21 protein-coding genes are annotated in these 21,573 nt (G+C 72.4%); 12 read left to right on the top strand and 9 right to left on the bottom strand.

All coding sequences use genetic code 11. The features are described from left to right. Positions 1-228: 228 nt before the first annotated feature. Positions 229-1,212 (top strand): glycosyltransferase, encoded by a 984-nt coding sequence (locus tag LN042_RS37695; protein ID WP_230051240.1) that lies wholly within the window; start codon positions 229-231, stop codon positions 1,210-1,212. Between the two features lie 30 nt (positions 1,213-1,242). Here LN042_RS37695 and LN042_RS12590 read toward each other — a convergent pair whose 3' ends face one another. The 3 genes from LN042_RS12590 to LN042_RS12580 are packed head-to-tail and all read right to left on the bottom strand — an operon-like array spanning position 1,243 to position 3,030. Continuing rightward, entirely contained in the window at positions 1,243-2,277 is a 1,035-nt protein-coding gene (locus tag LN042_RS12590; RefSeq protein ID WP_230051239.1) for a serine hydrolase domain-containing protein, read from the bottom strand. Beyond that, on the bottom strand, positions 2,274-2,786 hold the full coding sequence (locus tag LN042_RS12585) for a Clp protease N-terminal domain-containing protein (protein ID WP_230051238.1): 513 nt from the start codon (positions 2,784-2,786) through the stop codon (positions 2,274-2,276). The genes LN042_RS12590 and LN042_RS12585 overlap by 4 nt, the downstream gene beginning before the upstream one ends. Then, the gene (locus tag LN042_RS12580) at positions 2,773-3,030 is read right to left on the bottom strand and encodes a hypothetical protein (RefSeq protein ID WP_230051237.1); all 258 of its coding nucleotides are present in this window, start codon (positions 3,028-3,030) and stop codon (positions 2,773-2,775) included. Before LN042_RS12580 ends, LN042_RS12585 begins: the two co-directional genes overlap by 14 nt. A 181-nt stretch (positions 3,031-3,211) precedes the next feature. On the opposite strand from LN042_RS12580, the gene LN042_RS12575 reads away from it, so the two are divergent. The 5 genes from LN042_RS12575 (at position 3,212) to LN042_RS12555 (ending at position 8,761) form a co-directional block, all read left to right on the top strand. Then, the gene (locus tag LN042_RS12575) at positions 3,212-4,201 is read left to right on the top strand and encodes an NAD-dependent epimerase/dehydratase family protein (RefSeq protein WP_230051236.1); all 990 of its coding nucleotides are present in this window, start codon (positions 3,212-3,214) and stop codon (positions 4,199-4,201) included. Positions 4,202-4,237: 36 nt separating this feature from the next. Beyond that, the gene (locus LN042_RS12570; protein ID WP_230051235.1) at positions 4,238-5,077 is read left to right on the top strand and encodes an alpha/beta fold hydrolase; all 840 of its coding nucleotides are present in this window, start codon (positions 4,238-4,240) and stop codon (positions 5,075-5,077) included. A 113-nt stretch (positions 5,078-5,190) separates the two neighbouring features. Continuing rightward, on the top strand, positions 5,191-5,514 hold the full coding sequence (locus LN042_RS12565; RefSeq protein ID WP_230051234.1) for a plasmid stabilization protein: 324 nt from the start codon (positions 5,191-5,193) through the stop codon (positions 5,512-5,514). Between the two features lie 253 nt (positions 5,515-5,767). Next, on the top strand, positions 5,768-6,253 hold the full coding sequence (locus LN042_RS12560; protein WP_230051233.1) for a hypothetical protein: 486 nt from the start codon (positions 5,768-5,770) through the stop codon (positions 6,251-6,253). A gap of 222 nt (positions 6,254-6,475) precedes the next feature. Next, positions 6,476-8,761 carry a PP2C family protein-serine/threonine phosphatase gene (locus LN042_RS12555; protein WP_230051232.1) on the top strand — a complete coding sequence of 762 codons (2,286 nt, stop codon included), beginning with the start codon at positions 6,476-6,478 and terminating at the stop codon, positions 8,759-8,761. 8 nt (positions 8,762-8,769) lie between these two features. Here the strand turns inward: LN042_RS12555 and LN042_RS12550 are convergent, their stop codons facing one another. From LN042_RS12550 to LN042_RS12535, 4 genes are all read right to left on the bottom strand, one after another. Continuing rightward, a complete protein-coding gene (locus LN042_RS12550) occupies positions 8,770-9,174 on the bottom strand; it encodes an ATP-binding protein (protein ID WP_230051231.1) in 405 nt (134 codons plus the stop codon). A gap of 15 nt (positions 9,175-9,189) precedes the next feature. Continuing rightward, entirely contained in the window at positions 9,190-9,561 is a 372-nt protein-coding gene (locus tag LN042_RS12545) for an STAS domain-containing protein (protein WP_230051230.1), read from the bottom strand. Between the two features lie 16 nt (positions 9,562-9,577). Beyond that, positions 9,578-12,760: a HAMP domain-containing protein gene (locus tag LN042_RS12540; RefSeq protein WP_230051229.1), complete on the bottom strand. Its 3,183-nt coding sequence runs from the start codon at positions 12,758-12,760 to the stop codon at positions 9,578-9,580. A gap of 68 nt (positions 12,761-12,828) precedes the next feature. After that, entirely contained in the window at positions 12,829-13,236 is a 408-nt protein-coding gene (locus tag LN042_RS12535) for an STAS domain-containing protein (protein WP_230051228.1), read from the bottom strand. A gap of 65 nt (positions 13,237-13,301) precedes the next feature. Between LN042_RS12535 and LN042_RS12530 the strand changes: the two genes are divergently transcribed. Then, positions 13,302-13,820 carry a DUF6328 family protein gene (locus tag LN042_RS12530; RefSeq protein ID WP_230051227.1) on the top strand — a complete coding sequence of 173 codons (519 nt, stop codon included), beginning with the start codon at positions 13,302-13,304 and terminating at the stop codon, positions 13,818-13,820. A 201-nt stretch (positions 13,821-14,021) separates the two neighbouring features. Here the strand turns inward: LN042_RS12530 and LN042_RS12525 are convergent, their stop codons facing one another. Next, entirely contained in the window at positions 14,022-14,894 is an 873-nt protein-coding gene (locus LN042_RS12525; protein ID WP_230051226.1) for a SigB/SigF/SigG family RNA polymerase sigma factor, read from the bottom strand. Between the two features lie 261 nt (positions 14,895-15,155). Between LN042_RS12525 and LN042_RS12520 the strand changes: the two genes are divergently transcribed. The 3 genes from LN042_RS12520 to LN042_RS12510 all read left to right on the top strand — a co-directional run bounded on the left by LN042_RS12520 (position 15,156) and on the right by LN042_RS12510 (position 17,559). After that, entirely contained in the window at positions 15,156-15,581 is a 426-nt protein-coding gene (locus tag LN042_RS12520) for an Hsp20/alpha crystallin family protein (protein ID WP_230051225.1), read from the top strand. Between the two features lie 176 nt (positions 15,582-15,757). Beyond that, the gene (locus tag LN042_RS12515; protein WP_230051224.1) at positions 15,758-16,327 is read left to right on the top strand and encodes a TetR/AcrR family transcriptional regulator; all 570 of its coding nucleotides are present in this window, start codon (positions 15,758-15,760) and stop codon (positions 16,325-16,327) included. A 44-nt stretch (positions 16,328-16,371) separates the two neighbouring features. Further along, positions 16,372-17,559, top strand: a complete 1,188-nt coding sequence (locus LN042_RS12510; protein ID WP_230051223.1) for a GDSL-type esterase/lipase family protein — start codon at positions 16,372-16,374, stop codon at positions 17,557-17,559. A gap of 5 nt (positions 17,560-17,564) precedes the next feature. On the opposite strand, the gene LN042_RS12505 is transcribed toward LN042_RS12510, so the two are convergent. Next, positions 17,565-18,356 (bottom strand): hypothetical protein, encoded by a 792-nt coding sequence (locus LN042_RS12505; RefSeq protein ID WP_230051222.1) that lies wholly within the window; start codon positions 18,354-18,356, stop codon positions 17,565-17,567. 275 nt (positions 18,357-18,631) lie between these two features. Between LN042_RS12505 and LN042_RS12500 the strand changes: the two genes are divergently transcribed. Together LN042_RS12500 and LN042_RS12495 are read left to right on the top strand one after the other, a co-directional pair. Next, positions 18,632-19,381, top strand: coding sequence for a serine hydrolase (locus tag LN042_RS12500; protein WP_230051221.1), 750 nt, complete (start codon positions 18,632-18,634; stop codon positions 19,379-19,381). 220 nt (positions 19,382-19,601) lie between these two features. Next, positions 19,602-21,572: a glycoside hydrolase family 5 protein gene (locus tag LN042_RS12495; protein WP_308191800.1), complete on the top strand. Its 1,971-nt coding sequence runs from the start codon at positions 19,602-19,604 to the stop codon at positions 21,570-21,572. Position 21,573: the final 1 nt, after the last annotated feature.

The following is a 21,573-nucleotide window of genomic DNA, read 5'->3' as shown; positions in this document are numbered from 1 at the left end:
CGGTGGTCGGAATTCCCCGCCACCGGGTGTCGCCGTTGCATAGGCTCGGACGAATGCGCGTACTCTTCGCCTCGCCCGCCGGCCTGGGCCACTTCACTCCGCTGCTGCCGTTCATCGACGCTTGTACGGCACGCGGGGACGAGGTGCTCGTCGTCGTGCCACCCGGCTTGGAGCAGACCCTGACCGAGCGCGGGCTGCCGTTCCGACTGGGCGGCGAACCCGGACCCGGTGGCGACGGCCGCGATAACCGACCGCCTGCCGGAGGCATCACGGACCGAGGCGGCGGTGCTGGTCAACCGGGAGTACTTCGGGAGGCTGTGCACCGCCGCGCTGCTGCCGGCGCTGGAGGAGGCCTGCCGGGACTGGCGGCCGGACCTGATCCTGCACGATCCGTGCGAGTACGCCTCGGCGGTGGTCGCCGAGCGGCTCGGCATCCCCCACGCCCAGGTCGGCACCTCCCCCGCGCAGATCGAGGCCTACTCACTGGACCTGGCCGCCCCCGCGCTCGTGCCGTACGACGGCACGTTGGTGGACCGGCTGCTCGCGACGCCGTACCTGTCGCGCTTTCCGGCCTCGCTCGACCCCTCCCCGTACAGCACCACGGTTCGCTTCCGCGAGGCCGCCGCTCCTGCCGGCTCGGTGTCGATGCCCGACTGGTTGCACGGAGCCGGCGGCCCATTGGTGTACGTCACCTTCGGTACGGTCTCGGGAGGGTTGCCGGCCGGGCCCGCGGCCTGCCGGGTGGCGCTCCGAGCGGTGGCCGGGCTGCCGGCGCGGGTGCTGCTCTCGGGCGGTCGGGCCACCGATCTGTCCCGGCTCGGGCCGGTACCGGACAACGTCCGGGTCGAGGAGTGGGTTTCGGCTCCGGAGGTCTTCGCCAACGCGTCGGCGGTGGTCTGCCACGGCGGTGCGGGCACCACCTTCGGGGCCCTCGCGGCCGGGGTCCCGCTGGTGGTCGTGCCGCTCTTCGCCGACCAGCCCACCAACGCCCGCCTGGTCGAGCAGGCCGGTGCGGGTGTCGCGGTGGCACCGACCGGGGGCGCGGCGGACACCATGGGCCTGCCCGGCCCCGCTGACGTGCCCCGTCTGCGGTCGGCCATCGAAGCGGTGCTCACCGACCCGTCCTACCGGGCGGCGGCCCGGCGGGTCGCGGCCGAGATGCGTGCGCAGCCCACCGTCGCCGAGACCCTCGACGCGCTCGCGAGAGCCTGAAGGCCGGTTCCGAGGGCGGCTGATGGCCGGTCAGCCGGCCCAGATCTCCAGCAGTTCCGTGAAGATGCCGATCGGGTCGTCCCAACCGCCGTCCGTCCAGTCGCCGTTGGCGTTGACGGTGAGCCGGCGCGTGCCGTCACGGCTGCCGTAGCTGTAGGACCACGATCCGAGGAGCGCACCGCCCATGCCCCAGAGCGTGGTGCCGCTGGACAGTGTCAGGCGGGAGAGCCCGAGGCCGTAGGAGGTGTGCGGAAGCCACCCGTGGGTCGGCCGCGTGCCGGCCATGGCGCGTAGCTGTTCCGCCGGCAGCAGGCGGCCTCCCAGCAGTGCGGCGAAGAACCGGTTGAGGTCGGCGGCGGTGGAGATCATGCCGCCGGCCGCCCAGAACACCGACGGGTCGAGCTCGGTCGCGTCGTGCACGGGCGCGGCGGGGCCGGTCTGGAACAGCTTGGTGTAGTGCCGGGAGTGCGGTCCCCGGATGGCGGGGTCGCTGCCGCGGGGCAAGCAGGTGCCGGTGAGGCCGAGTGGGCGGGTGATCCGCTCGGCGATCTCGTCGGCGAGCGCTCGGCCGCCGATCCGCTCCACCAGCTTTCCGACGAGCACGTAGTTGGTGTTGGAGTACGCCCAGTCGGCGCCCGGTGCGAAGGCCGGCGGGTGTGCGCTCGCGATCTGCACCAGGGATTCGGGCGTATGGGTCTCATGGCTGTTCAGTGCCACGAGGTCGTCGGTGTAGTTGAAGATCCCGCTGGTGTGGTTGAGCAGCATCCGCACGGTCACCGCGGGTGCCGTGCCGGGCAGCCAACGCTCCACGGTGTCGTCCGGGTCGACTCGGCCTTCGGCCGCCAGCTGCAGCAGCACGGTGGCCACGAAGGTCTTGGTGATGCTGCCGATCCTGAACCGGTCCCGCGGTGTGCGCCGGCGGCCGGTCGTGGTGTCGGCCACGCCTGCCGTCGCGAACCACTGCCGGTCGGCGTCGTGGATCTCCACCAGGATGCCGGGCAGGCCCCCTGTCGAGACGGCTCGGTCGAGCATCCGCTGGATCGTCCCGGTCGTGCCGTTCCTCATCCGGCGGCTCCTCGTGCTCGCGCGACTCCTCCGTCGCGGGTGGTTTCGAGCTCTTGCCGCAGCTGCGCCAGCAGCGCGGCCTGGTCGACTCCGGCCAGCGCCAGCGCTCGTGGCACGGTGCCCAGCTGTGCCTGCAGGACCCCGAGCAGCAGGTGGGCGGGCCGCAGGTCCCGCTTGCGGCTGACCGATGCGAAGCCGCGTTCCATCGCGAGTTTGGCGCTGGCGCCCAACTTGGGCTGCTCGCAGGCGGGGCTGGGCCGCGGCAGGCGGTGTGCGGCCGCCGACACCCCGACGGTCTGCAGGCTGTGCTCGAACTCGCGGCCTAGGGCCTCCCGGAGCGCCCGGTGGTCGAGCCCGGCGGACGTCAGCACCTCCCGGACGGTCGCCTCCGGTTCGTCGGCGATCCCCAGCAGCAGGTGCTGGGCCTCGACCGTGGCCGAGGCGTCCTCGCGGGCCTCCCGCACCGCCCGCACGACGATCGCGTGCAGATAGGTGTCAATCGCGGTCATCGCCGCGCCTCCTCAATGTGACCCCGGCGGCGATCAGCCGCTTGGCGTGCTTCTTGTGGACGGCCTGCCGCGTCACTCCGAGTGCTTCGGCGACCTGCGGCCAGCTCCAACCCGCCCGCATGGCCTGCTCGACTGCGGCGTCCTCCAGTTGGTCGGCGAGACGCCGCAACGCGGCGACGGCCGCCAGGGCGTCGGCGGGCTCTTGGAGGGCGGGGTTCTCAGCGGAGTTCTCAGGGCCGGGCATGTAAGCAACTCTAGTTGACTAATTGCGTTAGTCAACCCGAGTTGCTCAACATGCCACGAGCCGGCCCGGTGCGCGTGACGGGCGGTCGGCGGATTCCTCCGTCAGCGATATCGGCCTCGGCGGTTCCGCTCACGGCGGAGTCGACTGGACTTGATCGCGGCGCCGCTGGACAGTGACGGGCATGCGACTTCTGATGCTTGGTGGTTCTGGTTTCGTCGGCCGTGCCGTTGTCGACGACGCCCTGGCGCGCGGCTGGCGCGTGACGATGCTGCACCGCGGCACCAACCGCCCCCCGACCGGGGCGACCGTGCTCCGCGGTGACCGGACCGCACCCGACGGGCTGGCCGCGCTCGGTGACGGCGAGTGGGACGTGGTGGTGGACACCTGGTCGGCCGCGCCCTCGGTGGTGCGCGACTCGGCCCGCCTGCTGGCCGACCGGGCCGGGCGGTACGTCTACGTCTCCAGCGCCTCGGTCTACGCCGATCCGATCGACCACGCCGCCGCCGAGGACGGCGCGCTGGAGCCGGGGTCGCCGGACGACGGCGACGTGGCCTACCCGTACGCCAAGCGCGGCGGGGAGCTGGCCGCCACCGGCGCGTTCGGCGCGGATCGTTCGCTGCTGCTGCGCGCCGGGCTGATCCTCGGGCCGGGCGAGGACATCGGCCGGCTGACCTGGTGGCTCGGCCGGATCGCCCGTGGCGGACCGGTGCTGGCACCCGGCCCGCGCGAGCTGACGTTGCAGTACATCGACGCCCGCGACCTCGCGAGCTGGGCGCTGGACGCCGCGGCGGACGGCCTGTCCGGTCCGTACAACACGGTGAGCCGGCCGGGCCACACGACCATGGGCGAGTTGCTCGACGCCTGCGTGGCCGCCACCGGCTCGGACGCCGAGCTGCGCTGGACGGCTCCCGAGCGGATCCTGGCCGCCGGCATCGAGCCGTGGTCCCAGCTGCCGATCTGGACACCGCCCGGCGAGCTGCACGACTTCCTCAACAGCCTGGAGACGGCCAAGGCGCACCGGGCCGGGCTGCGTTGCCGACCGGTCGTCGAGACCGTGGCCGACACCTGGACGTGGCTGCGCGGGCTGGGCGGTGTCGCGCCGCAGCGTCCGGACCGCCCGGTGCTGGGGATCAGTCCGCAGGCCGAGGCCGCCGCCCTGGCAGAGGACTGACAGCCCGTCAGACTGCTTCTGTCACAAGGGAAACCAATGCCTTTTTTCAAAGCGCCCGACGGCACCGAACTCGCCTACCGCACCGTCGGCAGGGGCGCGCCGCTGGTGTGCCTGGCCGGCGGGCCGTTCCGGGACGCCGCCTACCTGGGCGACCTCGGCGGTCTCTCGGCGTTCCGCCGGCTGGTCCTGCTGGACCTGCGGGGCACCGGCCGTTCGGCGACGCCCGACGATCCGGCCTCCTACCGGTGCGACCGGCTGGTCGCGGACGTGGAGGGGCTGCGCGTCCACTTGGGTCTGGACACCCTCGACCTGCTCGCCCACTCCGCCGCCGCCAACCTCGCGATGCGCTACGCCGAGCGCCACCCGCAGCGGATCGGGCGGCTGCTGCTGATCACCCCGGGCACCGACGCTGCCGGAGTGGTCGTCACCGTCGCGGACCGACGGGAGCTGCTGCCGCTGCGCGCGGGCGAACCGTGGTTCGAGGCGGCGTCGGCGGCCTTCGACGCGGTCGCGACCGGAACCGCCACCGAGGACGACTGGCAGGCCCTCGCACCGCTCACCTACGGCCGGTGGGACGCGCAGACGCAGGCGCACCGGGCCGCCCAGGCGTCGCAGTGGAACGAGCGGGCGGCGCAGGTCTTCGGCTGCGAGGGCGACCTGGATCCGGAGGCCACCCGGGCGGGCCTCGCCGCGCTGCCGGCGCCCGTCCTGGTGCTTGCCGGGGAACTCGACCTGGCCACCCCGCCCGGCGTGGTGGCCCGAGTGGCCGAGCTGTGTGCGAACGGCGTCACGGTCGTCCAGCCGGGTGCGGGGCACTATCCGTGGCTGGACGACGCCGGGGCCTTCACGGCCACGGTGACGGCGTTCCTGTCCTGAGGGGCGCCCCGGGGCCGGGCATCGGGGCCGGGCATCGGGGCGGTTGGCGCCGCGCGGGCCGGGTAGACGCGGCGCAGGAACGAGACGGACGCCCGCGTGAGAGGAGGCGCGTCATGCCCCGCGGATCGAATGCCAAACGGGAACGGCAGTACGAGCACATCAAGGAGAGCGCGCTCGATCGCGGCGAGAGCGAGAAACGGGCCAAGGAGATCGCCGCCCGCACCGTCAACAAGGAACGGGCGCGGCACGGCGAGTCCGAGTCCGCGAGCCGGACCTCGGTCAAGGACATGTCGTCCGGCCGGCGCGGTGGCCAGCGGTCGCACAGCGGCGCCGAGGGCCCCACGTTCGACCAGCTCTACAACGAGGCCAAGCACCGCGGCGTCAAGGGCCGCTCGAAGATGAACAAGAAGCAACTCGCCGACGCCCTGGGGCGGTAGCCGTGCCCAGGACCGTCGTCGCCACCGCCTCGGCGCCGACCGACCCGGTGCCGCCGGTGCCGGTGCCCGAACCCGGGCCCGTTCCCGCGCCGGACCCGCCGCCGCCACCGCCACCGCCACCGCCACCGAAGCCGGTCGAGCCGGATCCGGTGCCGCCGGCACCGCCAGCGCCGGTGCCCGAGCCGCCGAAACCGCCGCCGACCGGTCCGGAACCGGTGATGCGACGGACATCCGACCGGACGGAGATTCTCTGATGTTGTTGCTAGGACTGCTGCTACTGGCCGCCACCGGCGCCTTCACCGGCCTGGTGATCGCCGGCAATCTGAACACCGGCCCGTCCGCGACCGTGACGGTCGTCGGCCATGACATCGCCACCATGAGCCCGCTGGCCATGTTCCTGTCGGGCATGGCGCTCGCGCTGATCCTGGTCATCAGCGCCGTCCTGCTCGGCGTCGGGCTGGTCCGGGCCCGCCGCCGGCGCACCGAGGTACAGGCGGCCCGGCTGGTCGTCAGGGAGGCGGGAACCACTCGCACCGAACCGGCGCCCAGTCGCACCGAACCCACGCCCAGTCGCACCGAACCGGCGCCCCGACAGGAGCCCGTCGCCACAAGGGGGTTGAACGATCCCGCAGAGGACAACCCGACCCCGGGCCAGGCCGGAACCGACCGGGCCGGAACCGCGAAGGGCACCAGCACATGGTGGCGGTGGAACAGCTGGCACCGACCGGTGCACCACTGATCATGCGGTGAGGGCACCACTGACCACGCAGTGCGGTGGGCCGGCCACGTTGTGGCGCCGGCCCACCGCTTCGTGCCGGGCAATCCGGCCGCGAGTGCTTCCGGCTGCGAGCGTTGCGACCAGGCCTGGTAGCGACGAGGCTGGAGGTGACCAATTCGGCCGGTGCACCACGCTGGACGCGAGGTCCGGCGATGCCGGTCGAGCCCGGTATCGGAGAGCGCCATGGACGGTGAACGGCCCGCCACTCGGCGCGCACAGCCACCGGTCGCCGACGCGGCGCACAGCGTCGCCCAACTGGCGGACGAGGTGGCGAGGTTGCGCGAGGAGCTGGCCCGGCAGCACCTGCTGAGTCTGGCTGCCGGCGTGCTGGTCGATCGCTACGCGCTGGAACCGGCCGACGCCGCCGAGCGGCTGGTGTCGCTCGCCGAGGACACCGGCCAGCGCCCCGAGGACTTCGCAGCCGACCTGCTCAACCAGGCGGTCGGCCCGTCACCGGCCGTCGCCACCGCCGCCGAGCCGGTCGGCGCTTCGCGCCGGGTGCGGCGCACGGGCGAACTGGCCGGCGCCCGGGAGAGTCTGGACGAGGTGGCCGAGACCCTGCTGAGCGAAGCCCTGGGCCCGCTGGGGGCCTGCGGCGTGCTGCTCTGGCGGCGGAGCGCCGGCGACTGCCTGGAGCTGGTGGGTGGCGCCGGGCTCGGCGCGCTGGAGCGCACGCACTGGCGGTGGATCCCGCCGCTCTGGCCGGGTCCGCTGCGCCGGGTGCATGCCGAGGGGCGGCCGCTGTGGCTGCCGCGGGGCCCGACGGCCCCGGACCGACTGCCCGGGCCGTCGGAGGCGGCCGCGCGGGCCGTGCTGCCGTTGCGCGGGGACCAGGGACCGCTCGGCGTGATGCTGGTCTGCTGGCCGCAGCCGACCGAGTTGGCCGAAGACCTGCGGCACGAGGTGCTCATGCTGAGCCAGGTGGCCCGACGGGTGCTGAGCGCGGCGCAGCGCCGCCCGGACTACCGCTCCTGCGGGCCGCTGTCGCTCCCGGTGCTGACCTCCTTGCTGGACGTGCTGGCCAACCCGGCGCTGCTGGTGCACAGCCCCTCGGGGGACGGTGAGCCGCTGGTAGAGCACGCCAACCAGGCCGCCCGGCGAGCCGGCACCGGGCTGCTCGGATCGGTCCCCCGCCCGCTGGGTCAGCTGCTGCCGTACGCGGCACCGCTGCTCCGCGAGCTCATCGCGCGGGCCCAGGAGACCCAGGCCGTGCAGATCGAGGCGCAGTTGCCGGCTGGGCGGCGGCCCGGGGAGCCGGGCACCCTGACCAACGTCCGGGTGCTGCCGGTGGAACAGGAGCGGACCGCGGTGCTGTGGCACCCGGGCGGCCTGGACCACAGCTCCTCGGCGCTGCGGGTGGTCGGCGGGCTGGCCGGACTGGGTGCCTTCGAGGACGACGTGGCGGCCGGCACCAGCCGTTGGACCGAGCACACCTTCGAACTGCTGGGACTCGCACTGGACGCGCCGCCGCGCCCGCTGGCCGACCTGGGCCCGCTCTTCGAACCGGAGGACGCCCGGGCACTCGCCGGTGCGGTGCGCAGGCTGATGAACCGCCAGGAGAACGTGACGCTGGTGGTACGGGTGCGACGACCGGAGGGCGGCCTGCGCCAGGTGCGGATCATCGCCGAGCCCGTGCTGACCGATGGCGCGCTGACCGGCATCGCCGGGATCTTCCAGGACGTCTCCGCCCAGCACCGCACCGAGGTGGCCTTGGAGGCGACCTTCGACCAACTCACCACCGTGCGCGAGCAGTCGGCGGTGCGCCACCGGTTGGCCCTGCAGTTGCAGCAGGCGATCGTGCCCGAGGTGCCCGACCTGCGCAAGCTACCGGGTCTGCAGGTCGCCGCCCGGTACCGCCCGGCAGGTCAGGAGTACCGGGTGGGTGGCGACTGGTACGACGTGCTGCCGCTGCCCGGCGGCCCGGTGATGATGGCGGTCGGTGACGTGGCCGGGCACGGCATCGAGGCGGCGACGGGCATGGTGGCGCTGCGCAACGCACTGCGCGGACTGGCGCTGACCGGGGAACCGCCGGCCCGCCTGCTGGGCTGGCTCAACGAGGTCGCCCTGAACACGTCCGGCCAGCCGACCGCGACCGGTGTCTGCGCCGTCTACGATCCCGCTCGGCGGAGCCTGGTCTGGGCGAGTGCCGGCCACCTGCCGCCGGTGCTGCTGCGGGGCGGCACGGCGGTGATGCTGGAGCCGACCCACAACATCCTGCTGGGTGCGCTCCCGGAGAGCACCTACCACGAGACCGTCACCCCGCTGCGTGCGCAGGACACCCTGTTCCTCTACACCGACGGTCTGATCGAGCGCCGGGACACCGACCTGGGGGGCAGTCTCACCGAATTGCGCGACGCCGTGCAGGCCCTGGATCCCGCGGACGTCGCCGAGCAGGCCGATCGGCTGCTGGCCCGCAGCACCGGGGACACCGAGGACGACACCAGTCTGGTGGTGATCCGGATCCTCTGAGCGCGCCCTCAGCCCGCGCCTACCCGCGCCCAGACGGTCTTGCCGCCGCCGGACGGCCGCGTCCCCCAGTCCAGGCTGACGATCGTGACCACCCGCAGGCCGTGGCCGCCGGGCTGGGCCCGGTCATCGGGGGGCCGGAGCACCGGCGGGTCCGGGCTGCGGTCGGTGACCTCGACCGTGATCTGGCCGGGTCGGCGCCGCATGACCAGTTCGACCGGTCCGCCGGCGTGCAGGCAGGCGTTGGTGACCAGTTCGGAGACCACCAGCAGCACGTCCTGGGCGGCCAGTCGGCCCCGCTCGTCCGCGGCCGGCAGCCAGCACCAGTCGGTCAGCACCGCCACGGCGAACTCGCGGCAGCGGCCGACCGTGCCGGCGATCGGCTGGGCCAGCGGGAGGCGGCGGGTGTCGGACATGGCCACGGCTTCCGGTCAGCCGCCGGGCCCGAGGGCGTCGTGCTGGGCGGGGTGGGTGGTGAAGGCGGTGGCCGCGCCGGTCAGCTCGAACAGCCGGGCAGCCCGGTCGCCGGGTGCGGACGGTTCCGGGCCGGCCCCGGCGGCTTCGGCGCCCTGCCGGGTCCGGAGCAGCACGTGCACACCGGCGGAGCCGCCGGGGTCGATCCCGGCCAGGTCGACCGGGACGAGGCGCGGACCGTCGGCCGGGGTGTCGGCGAGTGCCCGATGCGGCCCGTCGGCGCCGTCCTGGTCGAAGTCCCCGGCGCAGGAGGGCACTCCGGTGCCGTCCCGCTGCCACCGGGTCGGCGTCAGCAGGGGCTGCGGACCGGTGTTGCCTCGTGGCTGCATGGCGTCTCCCGTCCGGTCAGTGGCGGCCAAGCCAGTAGCGGATGCGGTCGAGCAGCTCGTCGGTGTCCACCGGCTTGGTGATGTGGTCGTCGGCGCCGGCCGCGAGGCTCTTGGCACGGTCGCCGGGCATCGCCTTGGCGGTCAGCGCGATGATGGGCAGCTGCCGGTAGTCGGGCAGCTCGCGGATGGCGGCGATCGCGCCGTAGCCGTCGAGTTCAGGCATCATCAGGTCCATCAGGACCAGGTCGACGTCCTCGCGCCGGCGCAGCAGGTCGATGCCGGAGTTGCCGTTGTCGGCCTGCAGGACCTGCATGCCGGCCTGTTCCAGGGCGCCGGCGAGGGCGAAGACGTTGCGCACGTCGTCGTCGACGACCAGCACGACCCGCTCGGCGAGCGAGTCGTCACCGTGCACCGATCGATGGGTCGCGGGTCGGGGGGCCGCCGTCGGCCGGGCCTCGGGTTCGGCTCCGGCGGGCAGGTAGAGCGTGAAGCGGCTGCCCTGGCCGGGTCGGCTCACCACGCTGATCGCGCCGCCGAGGAGCCCGGCGAGTTCCCGGCTGATCGACAGCCCGAGTCCGGTGCCGCCGTAGCGTCGGTCGGTGGCCGAGTCGGCCTGCCGGAAGGCGTCGAAGATGGTGTCCAGGTTCTCCTCGGCGATGCCGATGCCGGTGTCCTCGATCCGGAAGGCCAGCGCGTCGGACGCCCCGGCGAGGACCGGCGGCAGCTCTTGGGCCTTCGCCCGCTCGACGGTCAGCTCCACCCGGCCGGTCTCGGTGAACTTCACCGCGTTGGAGAGCAGGTTGCGCAGCACCTGGCGCAGCCGGGCCTCGTCGGTGACCAGGGTCCTCGGCGCGTCGGGTGCGGTGCGGACGGTGAACCGCAGGCCCTTCTGCTCGGTCTGCGGGCGGAACGTCAACTCCACGTACTCCAGCAGCTGGTGCAGCGGGAAACTCGCCGGGGAGATCTCCAGCTTGCCCGCCTCGACCTTGGAGAGGTCCAGGATGTCGTTGATCAGCTGGAGCAGGTCCGAGCCGGCGGAGTGGATCACACCGGCGTACTCGACCTGCTTGGGGGTCAGGTTCTCGTCGGCGTTCTGCGCCAGCAACTGGGCCAGGATCAGCAGACTGTTGAGCGGGGTGCGCAGCTCATGGCTCATGTTGGCGAGGAATTCGGACTTGTACATCGAGGTGCGTGACAACTGCTGGGCCCGGTCCTCCAGTTCCTGCCGGGCCTGCTCGATCTCCAGGTTCTTGGCTTCGATGTCGCGGTTGCGCTGGGCCAACTGCTCAGCCTTGTCGGCCAGTTCGGCATTTGATGCCTGGAGCTCCTGCTGCCTGGAGCGCAACTCCTGGGACTGCGCGCGCATTTCGTCGGTCAGGCGCTGGGCCTCCTGGAGCAGCTCGTCGGTGCGGGCGTTGGCCAGCAGCGAGCTGATGTTGGCGCCGACGGCGGCGGTGAACCGGTCGAGCAGGTCCCGGTGGAGGGCGCTGAACGGCTGGAAGGAGGCGAGTTCGAGCACCGCGAGCAGCTGGTCCTCCATCAGGACGGGCAGCAGGATCAGCTCGCTGACCTCGGCCGCGCCGGTGCCGGAGCGCACCGTGGCGTACCCGGGCGGCACCGAGCGGACCAGCATCGTGCGCCGGTCGCGGCCGACTTGGCCGACCAGCGATTCGCCGAGCCGGAAGCTGCGGGCCAGGTCGCCCGGTTCGATGCCGTAGCCGGCGACGGCCGACAGCTCGGGGCCGTCGGCGCTCTCCCCGGCCAGGTAGAACACCCCGTACTGGGCATCGACCAGTGGCGCCAGCTCGGCCAGCAGCAGGTCGGCGACCTGACCGAGGTCGCGCTGCCCGTGGCCCAGGTCGGAGAGCCGGGCCAGGTTGGTCTTGAGCCAGTCCTGTTCGAGGTTGTCCCGGGTGGTGCGGCGCAGCGACTCGACCATGGCGTTGATGTTGTCCTTGAGCTCGCCGACCTCCCCGGGGGCCTCCACGGTGATCGAGCGGGTCAGATCGCCTTCGGCGACCGCGCTGGTCACTTCGGCGATCGCGCGGACCTGCCGGGTGAGGTTGCCGGCGAGCTCGTTGACGTTCTCGGTGAGCCGCTTCCAGGTGCCCCAGACGCCCTCGACCTCGGCCTGGCCGCCGAGTCGGCCCTGGCTGCCGACCTCCCGGGCCACCCGGGTCACCTCTCCGGCGAACGCCGACAAGGTGTCGACCATCGTGTTGATGGTGGTCTTGAGCTCCAGGATCTCACCGCGCGCGTCCACGTCGATCTTGCGGGTCAGGTCGCCGTGCGCGACGGCGGTGGTCACCTGGGCGATGTTGCGGACCTGGCTGGTCAGGTTGTGCGCCATGAAGTTGACGTTGTCGGTGAGGTCCTTCCAGGTGCCCGAGACACCGCGCACCGTCGCCTGACCACCCAGGTTGCCCTCGGTGCCGACTTCGCGCGCCACCCGGGTCACCTCGTCGGCGAACGCCGACAGGGTGTCGACCATGGTGTTGATCACCTCGGCGAGCGCCGCGACCTCGCCCTTCGCCTCGACGGTGATCTTCTGGGAGAGGTCGCCCTTGGCCACCGCGGTGGCCACCTGGGCGATCGACCGCACCTGACCGGTCAGATTGGACGCCATCACATTGACGTTGTCCGTGAGGTCCTTCCAAGTGCCCGAGACACCGCGCACCGTCGCCTGACCACCCAGGATCCCGTCACTGCCGACCTCCCGGGCCACCCGGGTCACCTCGTCGGCGAACGCCGACAGGGTGTCGACCATCGTGTTGATGGTCTCCTTGAGCTCCAGGATCTCGCCGCGCGCGTCCACCGTGATCTTCTGCGACAGATCGCCCTCCGCGACGGCGGTGGTGACCTGGGCGATGTTCCGCACCTGGTCGGTGAGGCGGCCGGCCATCGCGTTCACCCCGCGGGCCAGCTCCGCCCAGGCCCCGCGCACACCGGGCAGCTCGGCCTGGCCGCCGAGCCGGCCCTCGGTGCCGACCTCGCGGGAGACCCGGGTCACCTCCGCCGCGAGCAGCGCCAGCTGCTCCACCATGCCGTTGAAGACCTGGTCGATCTCGCCCAGCAGCCCCTGGGCGCTCTCCGGCAGTCGGACCGACAGGTCGCCGTCGCGCACGGCCGTCAGACCGGCCAGCAGCCGGCGCAGCGCCTCCTCGCCCCCTGGTCCGGTTGTCACTGACGCTCGGGTCATCGGCCGCACCTCGCTGCCGCTCGGCACTTCCCCTCACTCCCGCACAGCACCCCGCCGTGCACGTTCCGTCATCTCCTGTTCCGCCGGTCGGATGGGCCCGGAGGTTCGATGGCGCCCTCGGCCTCGGCCTCGGCCACGCTGGCGTACACCGGGAAGACCTCCTCCGTCCCGGTCAGCGCCAGCAGTCGCAGCAGGGCCGGGCGCGGCGCCACCAGGTCGAGTCCGCCCCCGGCGGCCTGGGCGGCCGTGCGGGCCCGCAGGATCACCCTCAGACCGGTGGAGTCGCAGAACCGCAGCCCGGCGCAGTCCACCAGGATGTGCGGCCACCGACCGCGCAGCTGCCGTTCCAGGGCGTCGCGCAGCAGTTCCGCCGTGTCCAGGTCCAGCTCGCCTTCGGGCGCCACCACGGTGCCGCGGGCCCAGGGCCGCACCGAGACGGTCATCGCCGGCTCTGTCTGCTCGTTCAGCCCGTCCATCAGGCGCACCTCCGGTGCTTCCGGCGGGGCGTTTGCCCGGCGGTCCTTGGGACAAACGCCCCGCTGTGAGAACGCCGAGGCGGGCCGAGCGGCCCACCCAGAGCAAGCAGCCCGCCGAGAAGGGGCGCCACGAGACCCCGTTCGAGCGCGCGGACCGTCGCTGGGCGGAGACGCTTCAGGAGGTCCGGGTGGCGCAGACCGGCGCCCAGATCCTCTTCGGCTTCCTGCTGAGCGTGGCGTTCACCCCGCGTTTCACCCAGTTGAACCGCCTGGAGAACGGGCTCTACATCGCCACGGTGGTGCTGGGTGCGCTGGCGACCGGCACGCTGATCGCCCCGGTCGCCTTCCACCGGATCCTGGCCGGGCACCGCTTGAAGCTTGAACTGGTGCAGGCCGCCCACCGCTTGGTCGCGCTGGGGGTGATACTGCTGGCGCTGGCCATCGCCACCGCCCTGCTGCTCCTGCTGCTGGTCGCCACCGGCGGCGGTGCCGTGGCTTGGGTGATCAGCGCCGTGGTGATGGGGTGGTTCGCGATCTGCTGGCTGGTGATGCCGGCCCACCTGCTGCGTCGGCGCCGGCGCTGAGCCGGGGCGTCGGCGCTTGCGCTGCCGGGGCGTTGGCGCTCTGGCTGAGCCGAGGCGTCGGCGCTTGCGCTGAGGCCGGGGCGTCGGCGCTTGCGCTGGGCCGAGGCGTCGGCGCCTGGGCTGGGCCGGTCGGTCGGCGTCAGGTGCCGGCGCCGGCATTCTTCAGCCGACGTCGGCATTTCTCAGGCGCCGTGGGGGGCGTCAGTCGGAATCGAGGCGCTCCCGCAGCTCCTTCAGGGTGGCCGTCAGCAGCCGGGAGACGTGCATCTGCGAGATCCCCACCCGCGCGGCTATCTGACTCTGCGTCAGGTCGTCCCAGAAGCGCAGCACCAGGATGAACCGCTCGCGGTACGGGAGCGCCGCCAGCAGCGGCCGCACGGCCTCCCGGAACTCGACCAGGTCGAGTTCGGCGTCCCGTTCGCCCATCCGGTCGAGCAGGGAACTGCCTGCCGGGTCCTGTTCGTCGTGCAGCGCGTCCAGCGAGTCCGTGCGGCACACCCGTCCGGCCGCCTGCCCCTCGGCCACCTGCTCCTCGGCGAGGTCCAGGTCGTCGGCGATCTCCTCCGGGCGGGGCACCCGGCCCAGCTGCTGCTCCAGGCGGTCCGAGCCGCGCACCACCGTCAGGTACAGCTCCTGCACGCTGCGCGGCACCCGGACCGGCCACGAGGTGTCCCGGAAGTAGCGCTTGATCTCGCCGGAGATCGTCGGGATCGCGTACGTCACGAACTCCACGCCGCGGCCGGGGTCGTAGCCGTCCACGGCCTTGATCAGTCCGACCGTGCCGATCTGCACCAGGTCCTGCATCTCCTCGGAGCGGTGCCGGAACCGGCCGGCCACGAACCGCACCAGCGGCATGTTCAACTCGATGATGGTGCCGCGAACGTAACTGTAGGCCGCAGACTCGCGTTCCAACCCGGTCAGCCGGGCGAAGAGCGCATCACTCAGCTCGCGAGCCTCGTCCTTGCCCATCGCGCGCAGCCGGGCCTGGCTGGGACGCGGTGGTACCGGAGTGGTCGCGGGCCTCGTGACAGTGGTCTCGGCGTCGGCACTCGCCGAAGCCGGCATGGTACTCATCTCCCAGACACCGCAGAGCGTACGCCCCGGGGCCGGCCGTTTCGGCGCCACAACCCAGCGGGGGCGCGAGGAGTCTCCATCCGAAATTCGGGTGACGCGTGATCGCGGTCGATCCGCGATCACTTCCTCTCCTACCCAGACCTGCCGATGCCAACCACCCTGACCCGTGTGGCGGGCCGCGACACGGGTGGCGAGCGGCGTGTCGGTGCGCCCGAACCGGGTAGGCGCGGTCCCGGACATGCGCGAAGGGAGGCAGTTCGCATGGCGGGCGAGATGAGCAAACGAGCACGACACCCGTTCTCCCAGTGGCCGGACTTCTCCGAGTGGCTGGAGGGGTTCCCGTTCGGGCGGGAGTCGGCCGAGCAGTACATCCGCGTCGAGGAGTTCGACGAGGAGGGCAGTCATGTCATCCAGGCCGAGCTTCCCGGCATCGATCCGGCCAGGGATGCCGAGATCACTGTGGTGGACGGTGTCCTGACCATCAAGGCCGAACGATCGGAGGAGCACCGGGAGAAGCAGCGCTCCGAGTTCCGCTACGGCTCGTTCACCCGTTCGATCCCACTCCCGAGCCAGGCCCGGGAGGAGGACGTCAGGGCCACGTACGCCGACGGCATCCTGACCGTGACGGTGCCGATGGACATCACCCGCCCGACGGCCCGCCGGATCGAGATCAGTGGCAAGCAGTAGCCGGAAGCCTGCGGAGCAACCGCGAATGAGGCCGTGTCGCGCACGCGACGCGGCCTCGGCCCGCCCGGGCCTGGATCGATGTCCCGACCGCTTGCGCGTGGGCCGTCGACCGACGCACACTTGCCTAAACCGTTTAGGCAGGCTCATAATCACTTTCGGCAGATAGGAGAGTGGTTATGGCACGGGCCGGATTGAGCGCGGATCGTCTGATCCGGGCGGGCGCGGAACTGGCCGACGAGGTCGGCTTCGAGCAGGTGACGGTCTCGGCGCTGGCCCGCCGGTTCGACGTCAAGGTCGCGAGCCTCTACTCGCACCTGCGGAACTCCCAGGAACTCAAGACCGGGATCGCCCTGCTCGCCCTCGAGGAACTCGCCGACCGGGCGGCCACCGCACTGGCCGGCCGCTCCGGCAAGGACGCCCTGACCGCCCTCGCCAACGTCTACCGCGACTACGCCAGGGAGCACCCCGGTCGCTACGCCGCCGCCCAGCTCCGGCTGAACCCGCAGACCGCGGCGGCCAGCGCGGGCGTACGACACGCACAGCTGACGCGCGCGGTGCTGCGCGGCTACCACCTCTCCGAACCGGACCAGACGCACGCCGTGCGACTGCTGGGCAGCACCTTCCACGGCTACGTCAGCCTCGAACTCGGCGGCGGCTTCAGTCACAGCGCCCCCGACACCGAGCAGACCTGGACGCGGATCCTGGACGCCCTCGACGCCCTGCTGCGCAACTGGCCCACTCCCTGAACGAGTTGCCACACCTCACCCCGACCCCGAACAGGCATCGGCCGATGAAGACCCCGAACCACCTGATCACCACCCCCATCACCACCGAACTCCTCCGTGGCGCCCTCGACTTGGAGCACACCGAGCACGGCGTGCTCCCGCACCGACTGCCCGCCCGGGCTCGCGAGCAGTGCCCGGACCCGCAGTTGGCCATGGCGGAGTCCCAACCCTCCGGCGTGCGGCTGGCCTTCCGCACCCACGCCACCGTCATCGAGCTGGACGCCCTGCCCACCAAGCGGATCTACCCGGGTGCCCCGCCGCGACCGGACGGCGTCTACGACCTGCGCATCGACGGCCGCCTGGCCGACCAGGCGAGCCTGACCGACGGCAACACCCTGACCATCGACTTGAGCACCGGCACCACCGCCTCACGGCCCGGCCCGGTCGGCACCCTTCGCTTCGCCGACCTGCCGGAGGGCGAGAAGGAGGTGGAGATCTGGCTGCCGCACGACGAGACCACCGAGCTCGCCGCCCTGCGCACCGACCGCCCGGTCGCGCCGCTGTCCGACCGCGACCGCACCGTGTGGCTGCACCACGGCAGTTCGATCAGCCACGGCTCCGATGCCGCCAGCCCCAGCACCACCTGGCCGGCGCTGGCCGCGGCGGCCGGCCGGGTGGAGCTGGTCAACCTGGGCCTGGGCGGCAGCGCCCTGCTCGACCCGTTCACCGCCCGTACGCTGCGCGACACCCGGGCCGACCTGATCAGCGTCAAGCTGGGCATCAACGTGGTCAACGCCGACCTGATGCGCCTGCGCGCGTTCGCACCGGCCGTCCACGGGTTCCTCGACACCATCCGGGAGGGCCATCCGACCACGCCGCTCCTGGTCGTCTCCCCCATCCTGTGCCCGATGCACGAGGAGGTTCCCGGCCCCACCGGGTTCGACTTCACGGCCCTCGGCGCCGGCGAGGTGCGCTTCCGCGCGACGGGCGACCCCGCCGAGACCGCGGCCGGGAAGCTCACGCTGCGCGTCATCCGCGCCGAACTGGCCCGCATCGTGGAGCAGCGCGCCGCCGAGGACGCCAATCTGCACCACCTGGACGGCCGCGAGCTCTACGGCGAGGCCGACGCCGCCCGACTGCCGCTCCCCGACGGCCTGCACCCCGATGCCGCCACCCACCGCCACATCGCCGAGCGGTTCGCCGCGCTCGTCTTCGGGGCCGCCGGCCCCTTCGGGCAGCGCTCGGCGGGCTGAACGGCTCAGCAGTGCCGCCCGTCGTGCACCCGCCCGCTCCGCACGGCGACCACCCGCCAGAGCAGGAGCAGCAGGGTTGCGCTGAGCACGCCCTGCTCGGCGAGCCGCGGGTACGGCAGTCCACTGCCGGGGGCGCGCGGTTCGGGGGTCGCCGGCGCGTCGGCGTCGGCGTCGGCCTCGGAGGCACGCAGGCTGCCGAGGTCGGCGCCGAGCGAAGCGGCCAGGACACCGAGTGCCGAGTCGGGGTCGGTCGCGGCGCCGGCGGTCGCCCGGCGCCGGAGCGCGTCCAGTTCAGTCCTGCTCAACACGGCTGAAGACAGCCAGAGTTGCCGGTCGGCGAGGACGACGCAGCTGGGGTCGGGATCGTATCCGGTCAAGGCGAGGTCATGGCAGAGCCGGTCGACCAGCTGCTGGCCGCCCCCGGCGAACCGCGCCGAGGTCGCGGGTAGCTGGGCCACGTAGAGTCCGCCGCCGGCGCCCTGGACCACGGACTCCATGGCGGACGTATCGGCGGGGTCGCTGTCCTGCGGCAGGTAGACGGGGTCGCCCCTGAGCGCGTCCTCCGCGTCCTGGAGCGCGCCGTCGCGTGGCGGCGCCGGCACCGACGGCGTGGCGGTGGGCGTCACCCGCAAGGCCGGAAGCGCCAGTGGCGGAGCGGCGAGTTGGAGCACCGACCGGGTCGGTCTCCGCAGCAGCGTCAGCGCCACTCCGGCCGCTCCCGCGACGGAGAGGGCCAACGCCGCAGCAGCCAGCAGGCTGGCGAGTCGGAACGGTCTTCGCGATCTTCGACGCGGCATGGCGATCACCTCCGCGACATCGTGCCGTCAGGCACAGATCTGCGCAAGAGGGAGGAATTGTGAGAGTTTGGTTAATTCGCATACGTCTGTCGCGGGTTCATGCTTTCGCGACGACGGGCAGCACGGCGGCGGCACCAGTGGCGGCCGCCGCCCAGCCGGCTCAGCCGGTGCATGCGCCGCGGGCGAGCATGTCACCGCGTCCCCCGTCGCTCATCACCCGCTCGGACCGGACGCGGGCCGAGTCTTCCGACCCGCCCGACGGCTACGATGAGGCCGTGCTATCGGTGGTGGTGGCGCCCTGGCGGCGCGATCCGGTGGTGCTGCGCAACGAGCGGGTGCCGCACGAAGCTGCCAGCACCATGAAGATGGCCGTGCTGGCGGCCCTGTACCGCGGCGGGCTCGACTGGGAACAGCCGGTACCCGTGATCAACAGCTTCCGGTCGGCAGCCGGTGGCGAGTACGCCAACACCAGGGACTGGGACAGCGATCCGCTGCCGTGGCAGCACCTGGGCGAGCGGGTGCCGCTGCGCTGGCTGGCCGAACGGATGGTCACCCACTCCTCCAACCTGGCGACCAACCTGTGCCTGGGCCAGGTCGGGGCGCCGGCGGTCGCGCAGGTGTGGCACCGAGCGGGGGCGGTGGGCCGAACACCACGGGGCATCGAGGACCACGCCGCCCGGCAGGCGGGGATGCACAACCGGGTGAGCGCGCTCGATCTGGTACTCCTCCTGGAGTCGCTGGAGCCCGAGGTGCTGGCGATGTTGGAGCACAACGCGCACCGGGTGGATCTGGCGGCAGGTCTGCCGCCCGGCACCCGCCTGGCCGGGAAGAACGGCTGGCTCCCCGGGGCACGGCACAGCGCCGCGGTGGTCCGCCCGACGGACGCGCCGCCCTATGCGCTCGCCGTCTGCTACACCGGCCCGCTGGCCAACGGCGAGGACGTGCACGATCCCGCCGCCCGCCTGCTGGCCCGCATCTCCGCCGGGGTGTGGCAGCGGCGGCACGCCATCGCCGCCGCACCCTGACGACGGGTCGACTTGGGCAACCGGGTGCGCCCGGAGTGGGCTGCCCGTCGTGGGGGCCATGGCCGGGTTGCCAGCCCCGACTTCCCCGCCGGCTATGGTTTTCGGCGCGCCGCTGAGCCACCATGTCGCCGGAGCACCGCGGGCCTGCCCCCTTCCCGGGGCCCGCTGCGCCTTCCCCCCGATCACCTTGCCTCCCACTCCGGCCCCTTGGAGAGACACCGTGACTTTCACCAGCCCGGCGCGCGCGCCCCGAGCCCTCCGCCGCCACATGGTCTTGGCGGTCGCCACGGCCGTGGCCCTGCTCGGCGTACCCGCCGGCATCACAGCCGCACCCGCCTCCGCCACCACCGTCGCCGGCGCGCCGGCCGCCCCGGTGCTGACCGGCGCCCAGCTCTCCGCGTCCTGGACCGGCCCGCTCAGCACCCGCGGCCGGTACATCGTCGACGCGAACGGCGACCGGTTCAAGCTGCAGGCCGGCAACTGGTCCGGCGCGCAGGGCACTTGGGAAGGCAGCGGGGACGTCAACGACCCGGCGAACAACCAGGCCGGCCAGGTGTCCCACAACATCCCGCTCGGCCTGGACCGCGCCCCGATCGGCGAGATCCTGGCGGGCTTCCACAGCCTCGGTCTCAACGCCGTCCGGCTGCCGTTCGCCAACGCGCTGATCCACGACACCGGCACCGTGCCGGACTCGGCCGTGGCGGCGAACCCGCAGCTGAAGGGCATGACCCCGCTCCAGGTCTATGACGCCGTGGTGGCCGCGCTGACCGGCGACGGGTTCGCGGTGATCCTCAACAACCACACCACCAGCTACCGGTTCTGCTGCGGCCTGGACGGCAACGAGCGCTGGAACAGCGGCCAGACCACCCAGCAGTGGGAGGACGACTGGCTGTTCATGGTGAACCGCTACAAGAACAACAAGCGCGTGGTCGGCGCCGACCTGCGCAACGAGGTGCGCCGCGACACCTGGGACGACCCCAACTGGGGCATGGGTGACAGCCACGACGAGTACGCCGCCTTCGAGGAGGCCGGCAACAAGATCCTCCAGGCCGACCCCGACATGCTGATCATCATGGAGGGCATCAACTGGCAGGGCATCCCGACGGCCATCACCCCGCACGGGCGGCCGATGCTCACCCCGGTCGCCAACCTCTCCAACACCCTGATCAACTCCGGCAAGCTGGTGTACTCCGCGCACTTCTACGCCTACACCGGCCCGGCCAACACCGGTGCCACCAGCGGATTGGGCGCCACCAGCGACCCGCGCTACGAGGACTTCACTCCCGACCAGCTCGCCCAGGTGGTCAACCAGGAAGCCCTGTTCGTCACCCAGTCCGGCCAGCACTTCACCGCCCCCGTGTGGGTGAGCGAGTTCGGTGCCGCCGGTCGCGGCTCCACGGACACCAAGGAGCAGGCCTGGTTCGACAACTTCACCGACATCCTGGTGAAGAACGACACCGACTTCGCCGTGTGGCCGCTGGTCGGCTGGACCGACGCCAACGGCAACCCGCAGGACAACTGGGCGCTGCTCGACTACGACACCCGCGGCAACCAGCTCAGCCTCAATGATCCCGGGGACTGGCGGGCGCCCGACTGGAACAAGCTGATCAACGCGCCCTCGTACAGCGGCCAGGTGCCACGGGTGAACCACTGGAACATGCTCGACCTCGACAACGCCGACCAGGACGCCTCGGCCACCATGCTGGCGCAGAGCGACTGGAGTTACGGCAACCGCAAGGGCGACTGCCCGGACACCGAACGCCTGGTGGGCCTGGGCCGCAGCGACAGCCGCGGCCTGTGCACCGACGCCGGCGAACCCGCCGCCACGGGCGGGCCGTTCACCGCCGTCACCGACGAGCGCTACGTCACCGAAGGCGACTGGGCGGTCGGCTACAACAAGCTGCAGTGCCCCGACAACACCTACGCTGTCGGCTACAGCGTCAACAGCAACTCCATGGCCGCCCTGCTCTGCGCGCCGTCCGCCCGCACCCTGCCGACCGCCGGGCACGACGTCTGGTTCGACCACGGCGACAACCGCCCCACCAGTGGCGGCTCGAACGCCAGCGACTGGGCGCCCGGCTACTACAAGGGCCAGTGCGCCGACAACGAGTACGTCGCCGGCGTCGCCTACACCTGGAAGTGGCTCCAGTACGGCGTGCCGGACGCGCTGCTCTGTCGTCCGCTGAGCTGAG

This window comes from Kitasatospora humi, assembly GCF_020907985.1.
GTDB lineage: Bacteria > Actinomycetota > Actinomycetes > Streptomycetales > Streptomycetaceae > Kitasatospora > Kitasatospora humi.
This window is presented reverse-complemented; position numbering and strand designations above follow the sequence as displayed.

What these genes read in the sequence shown, in the direction of transcription:
- LN042_RS12590 (WP_230051239.1), bottom strand. Translation starts at nt 2,277, where the DNA reads ATGAGGAACGGCACGACCGGGACGATCCAGCGGATGCTCGACCGAGCC.
- LN042_RS12585 (WP_230051238.1), bottom strand. Translation starts at nt 2,786, where the DNA reads ATGACCGCGATTGACACCTATCTGCACGCGATCGTCGTGCGGGCGGTG.
- LN042_RS12580 (WP_230051237.1), bottom strand. Translation starts at nt 3,030, where the DNA reads ATGCCCGGCCCTGAGAACTCCGCTGAGAACCCCGCCCTCCAAGAGCCC.
- LN042_RS12575 (WP_230051236.1), top strand. Translation starts at nt 3,212, where the DNA reads ATGCGACTTCTGATGCTTGGTGGTTCTGGTTTCGTCGGCCGTGCCGTT.
- LN042_RS12570 (WP_230051235.1), top strand. Translation starts at nt 4,238, where the DNA reads ATGCCTTTTTTCAAAGCGCCCGACGGCACCGAACTCGCCTACCGCACC.
- LN042_RS12565 (WP_230051234.1), top strand. Translation starts at nt 5,191, where the DNA reads ATGCCCCGCGGATCGAATGCCAAACGGGAACGGCAGTACGAGCACATC.
- LN042_RS12560 (WP_230051233.1), top strand. Translation starts at nt 5,768, where the DNA reads ATGTTGTTGCTAGGACTGCTGCTACTGGCCGCCACCGGCGCCTTCACC.
- LN042_RS12555 (WP_230051232.1), top strand. Translation starts at nt 6,476, where the DNA reads ATGGACGGTGAACGGCCCGCCACTCGGCGCGCACAGCCACCGGTCGCC.
- LN042_RS12550 (WP_230051231.1), bottom strand. Translation starts at nt 9,174, where the DNA reads ATGTCCGACACCCGCCGCCTCCCGCTGGCCCAGCCGATCGCCGGCACG.
- LN042_RS12545 (WP_230051230.1), bottom strand. Translation starts at nt 9,561, where the DNA reads ATGCAGCCACGAGGCAACACCGGTCCGCAGCCCCTGCTGACGCCGACC.
- LN042_RS12540 (WP_230051229.1), bottom strand. Translation starts at nt 12,760, where the DNA reads ATGACCCGAGCGTCAGTGACAACCGGACCAGGGGGCGAGGAGGCGCTG.
- LN042_RS12535 (WP_230051228.1), bottom strand. Translation starts at nt 13,236, where the DNA reads ATGGACGGGCTGAACGAGCAGACAGAGCCGGCGATGACCGTCTCGGTG.
- LN042_RS12525 (WP_230051226.1), bottom strand. Translation starts at nt 14,894, where the DNA reads ATGAGTACCATGCCGGCTTCGGCGAGTGCCGACGCCGAGACCACTGTC.
- LN042_RS12520 (WP_230051225.1), top strand. Translation starts at nt 15,156, where the DNA reads ATGGCGGGCGAGATGAGCAAACGAGCACGACACCCGTTCTCCCAGTGG.
- LN042_RS12515 (WP_230051224.1), top strand. Translation starts at nt 15,758, where the DNA reads ATGGCACGGGCCGGATTGAGCGCGGATCGTCTGATCCGGGCGGGCGCG.
- LN042_RS12510 (WP_230051223.1), top strand. Translation starts at nt 16,372, where the DNA reads ATGAAGACCCCGAACCACCTGATCACCACCCCCATCACCACCGAACTC.
- LN042_RS12505 (WP_230051222.1), bottom strand. Translation starts at nt 18,356, where the DNA reads ATGCCGCGTCGAAGATCGCGAAGACCGTTCCGACTCGCCAGCCTGCTG.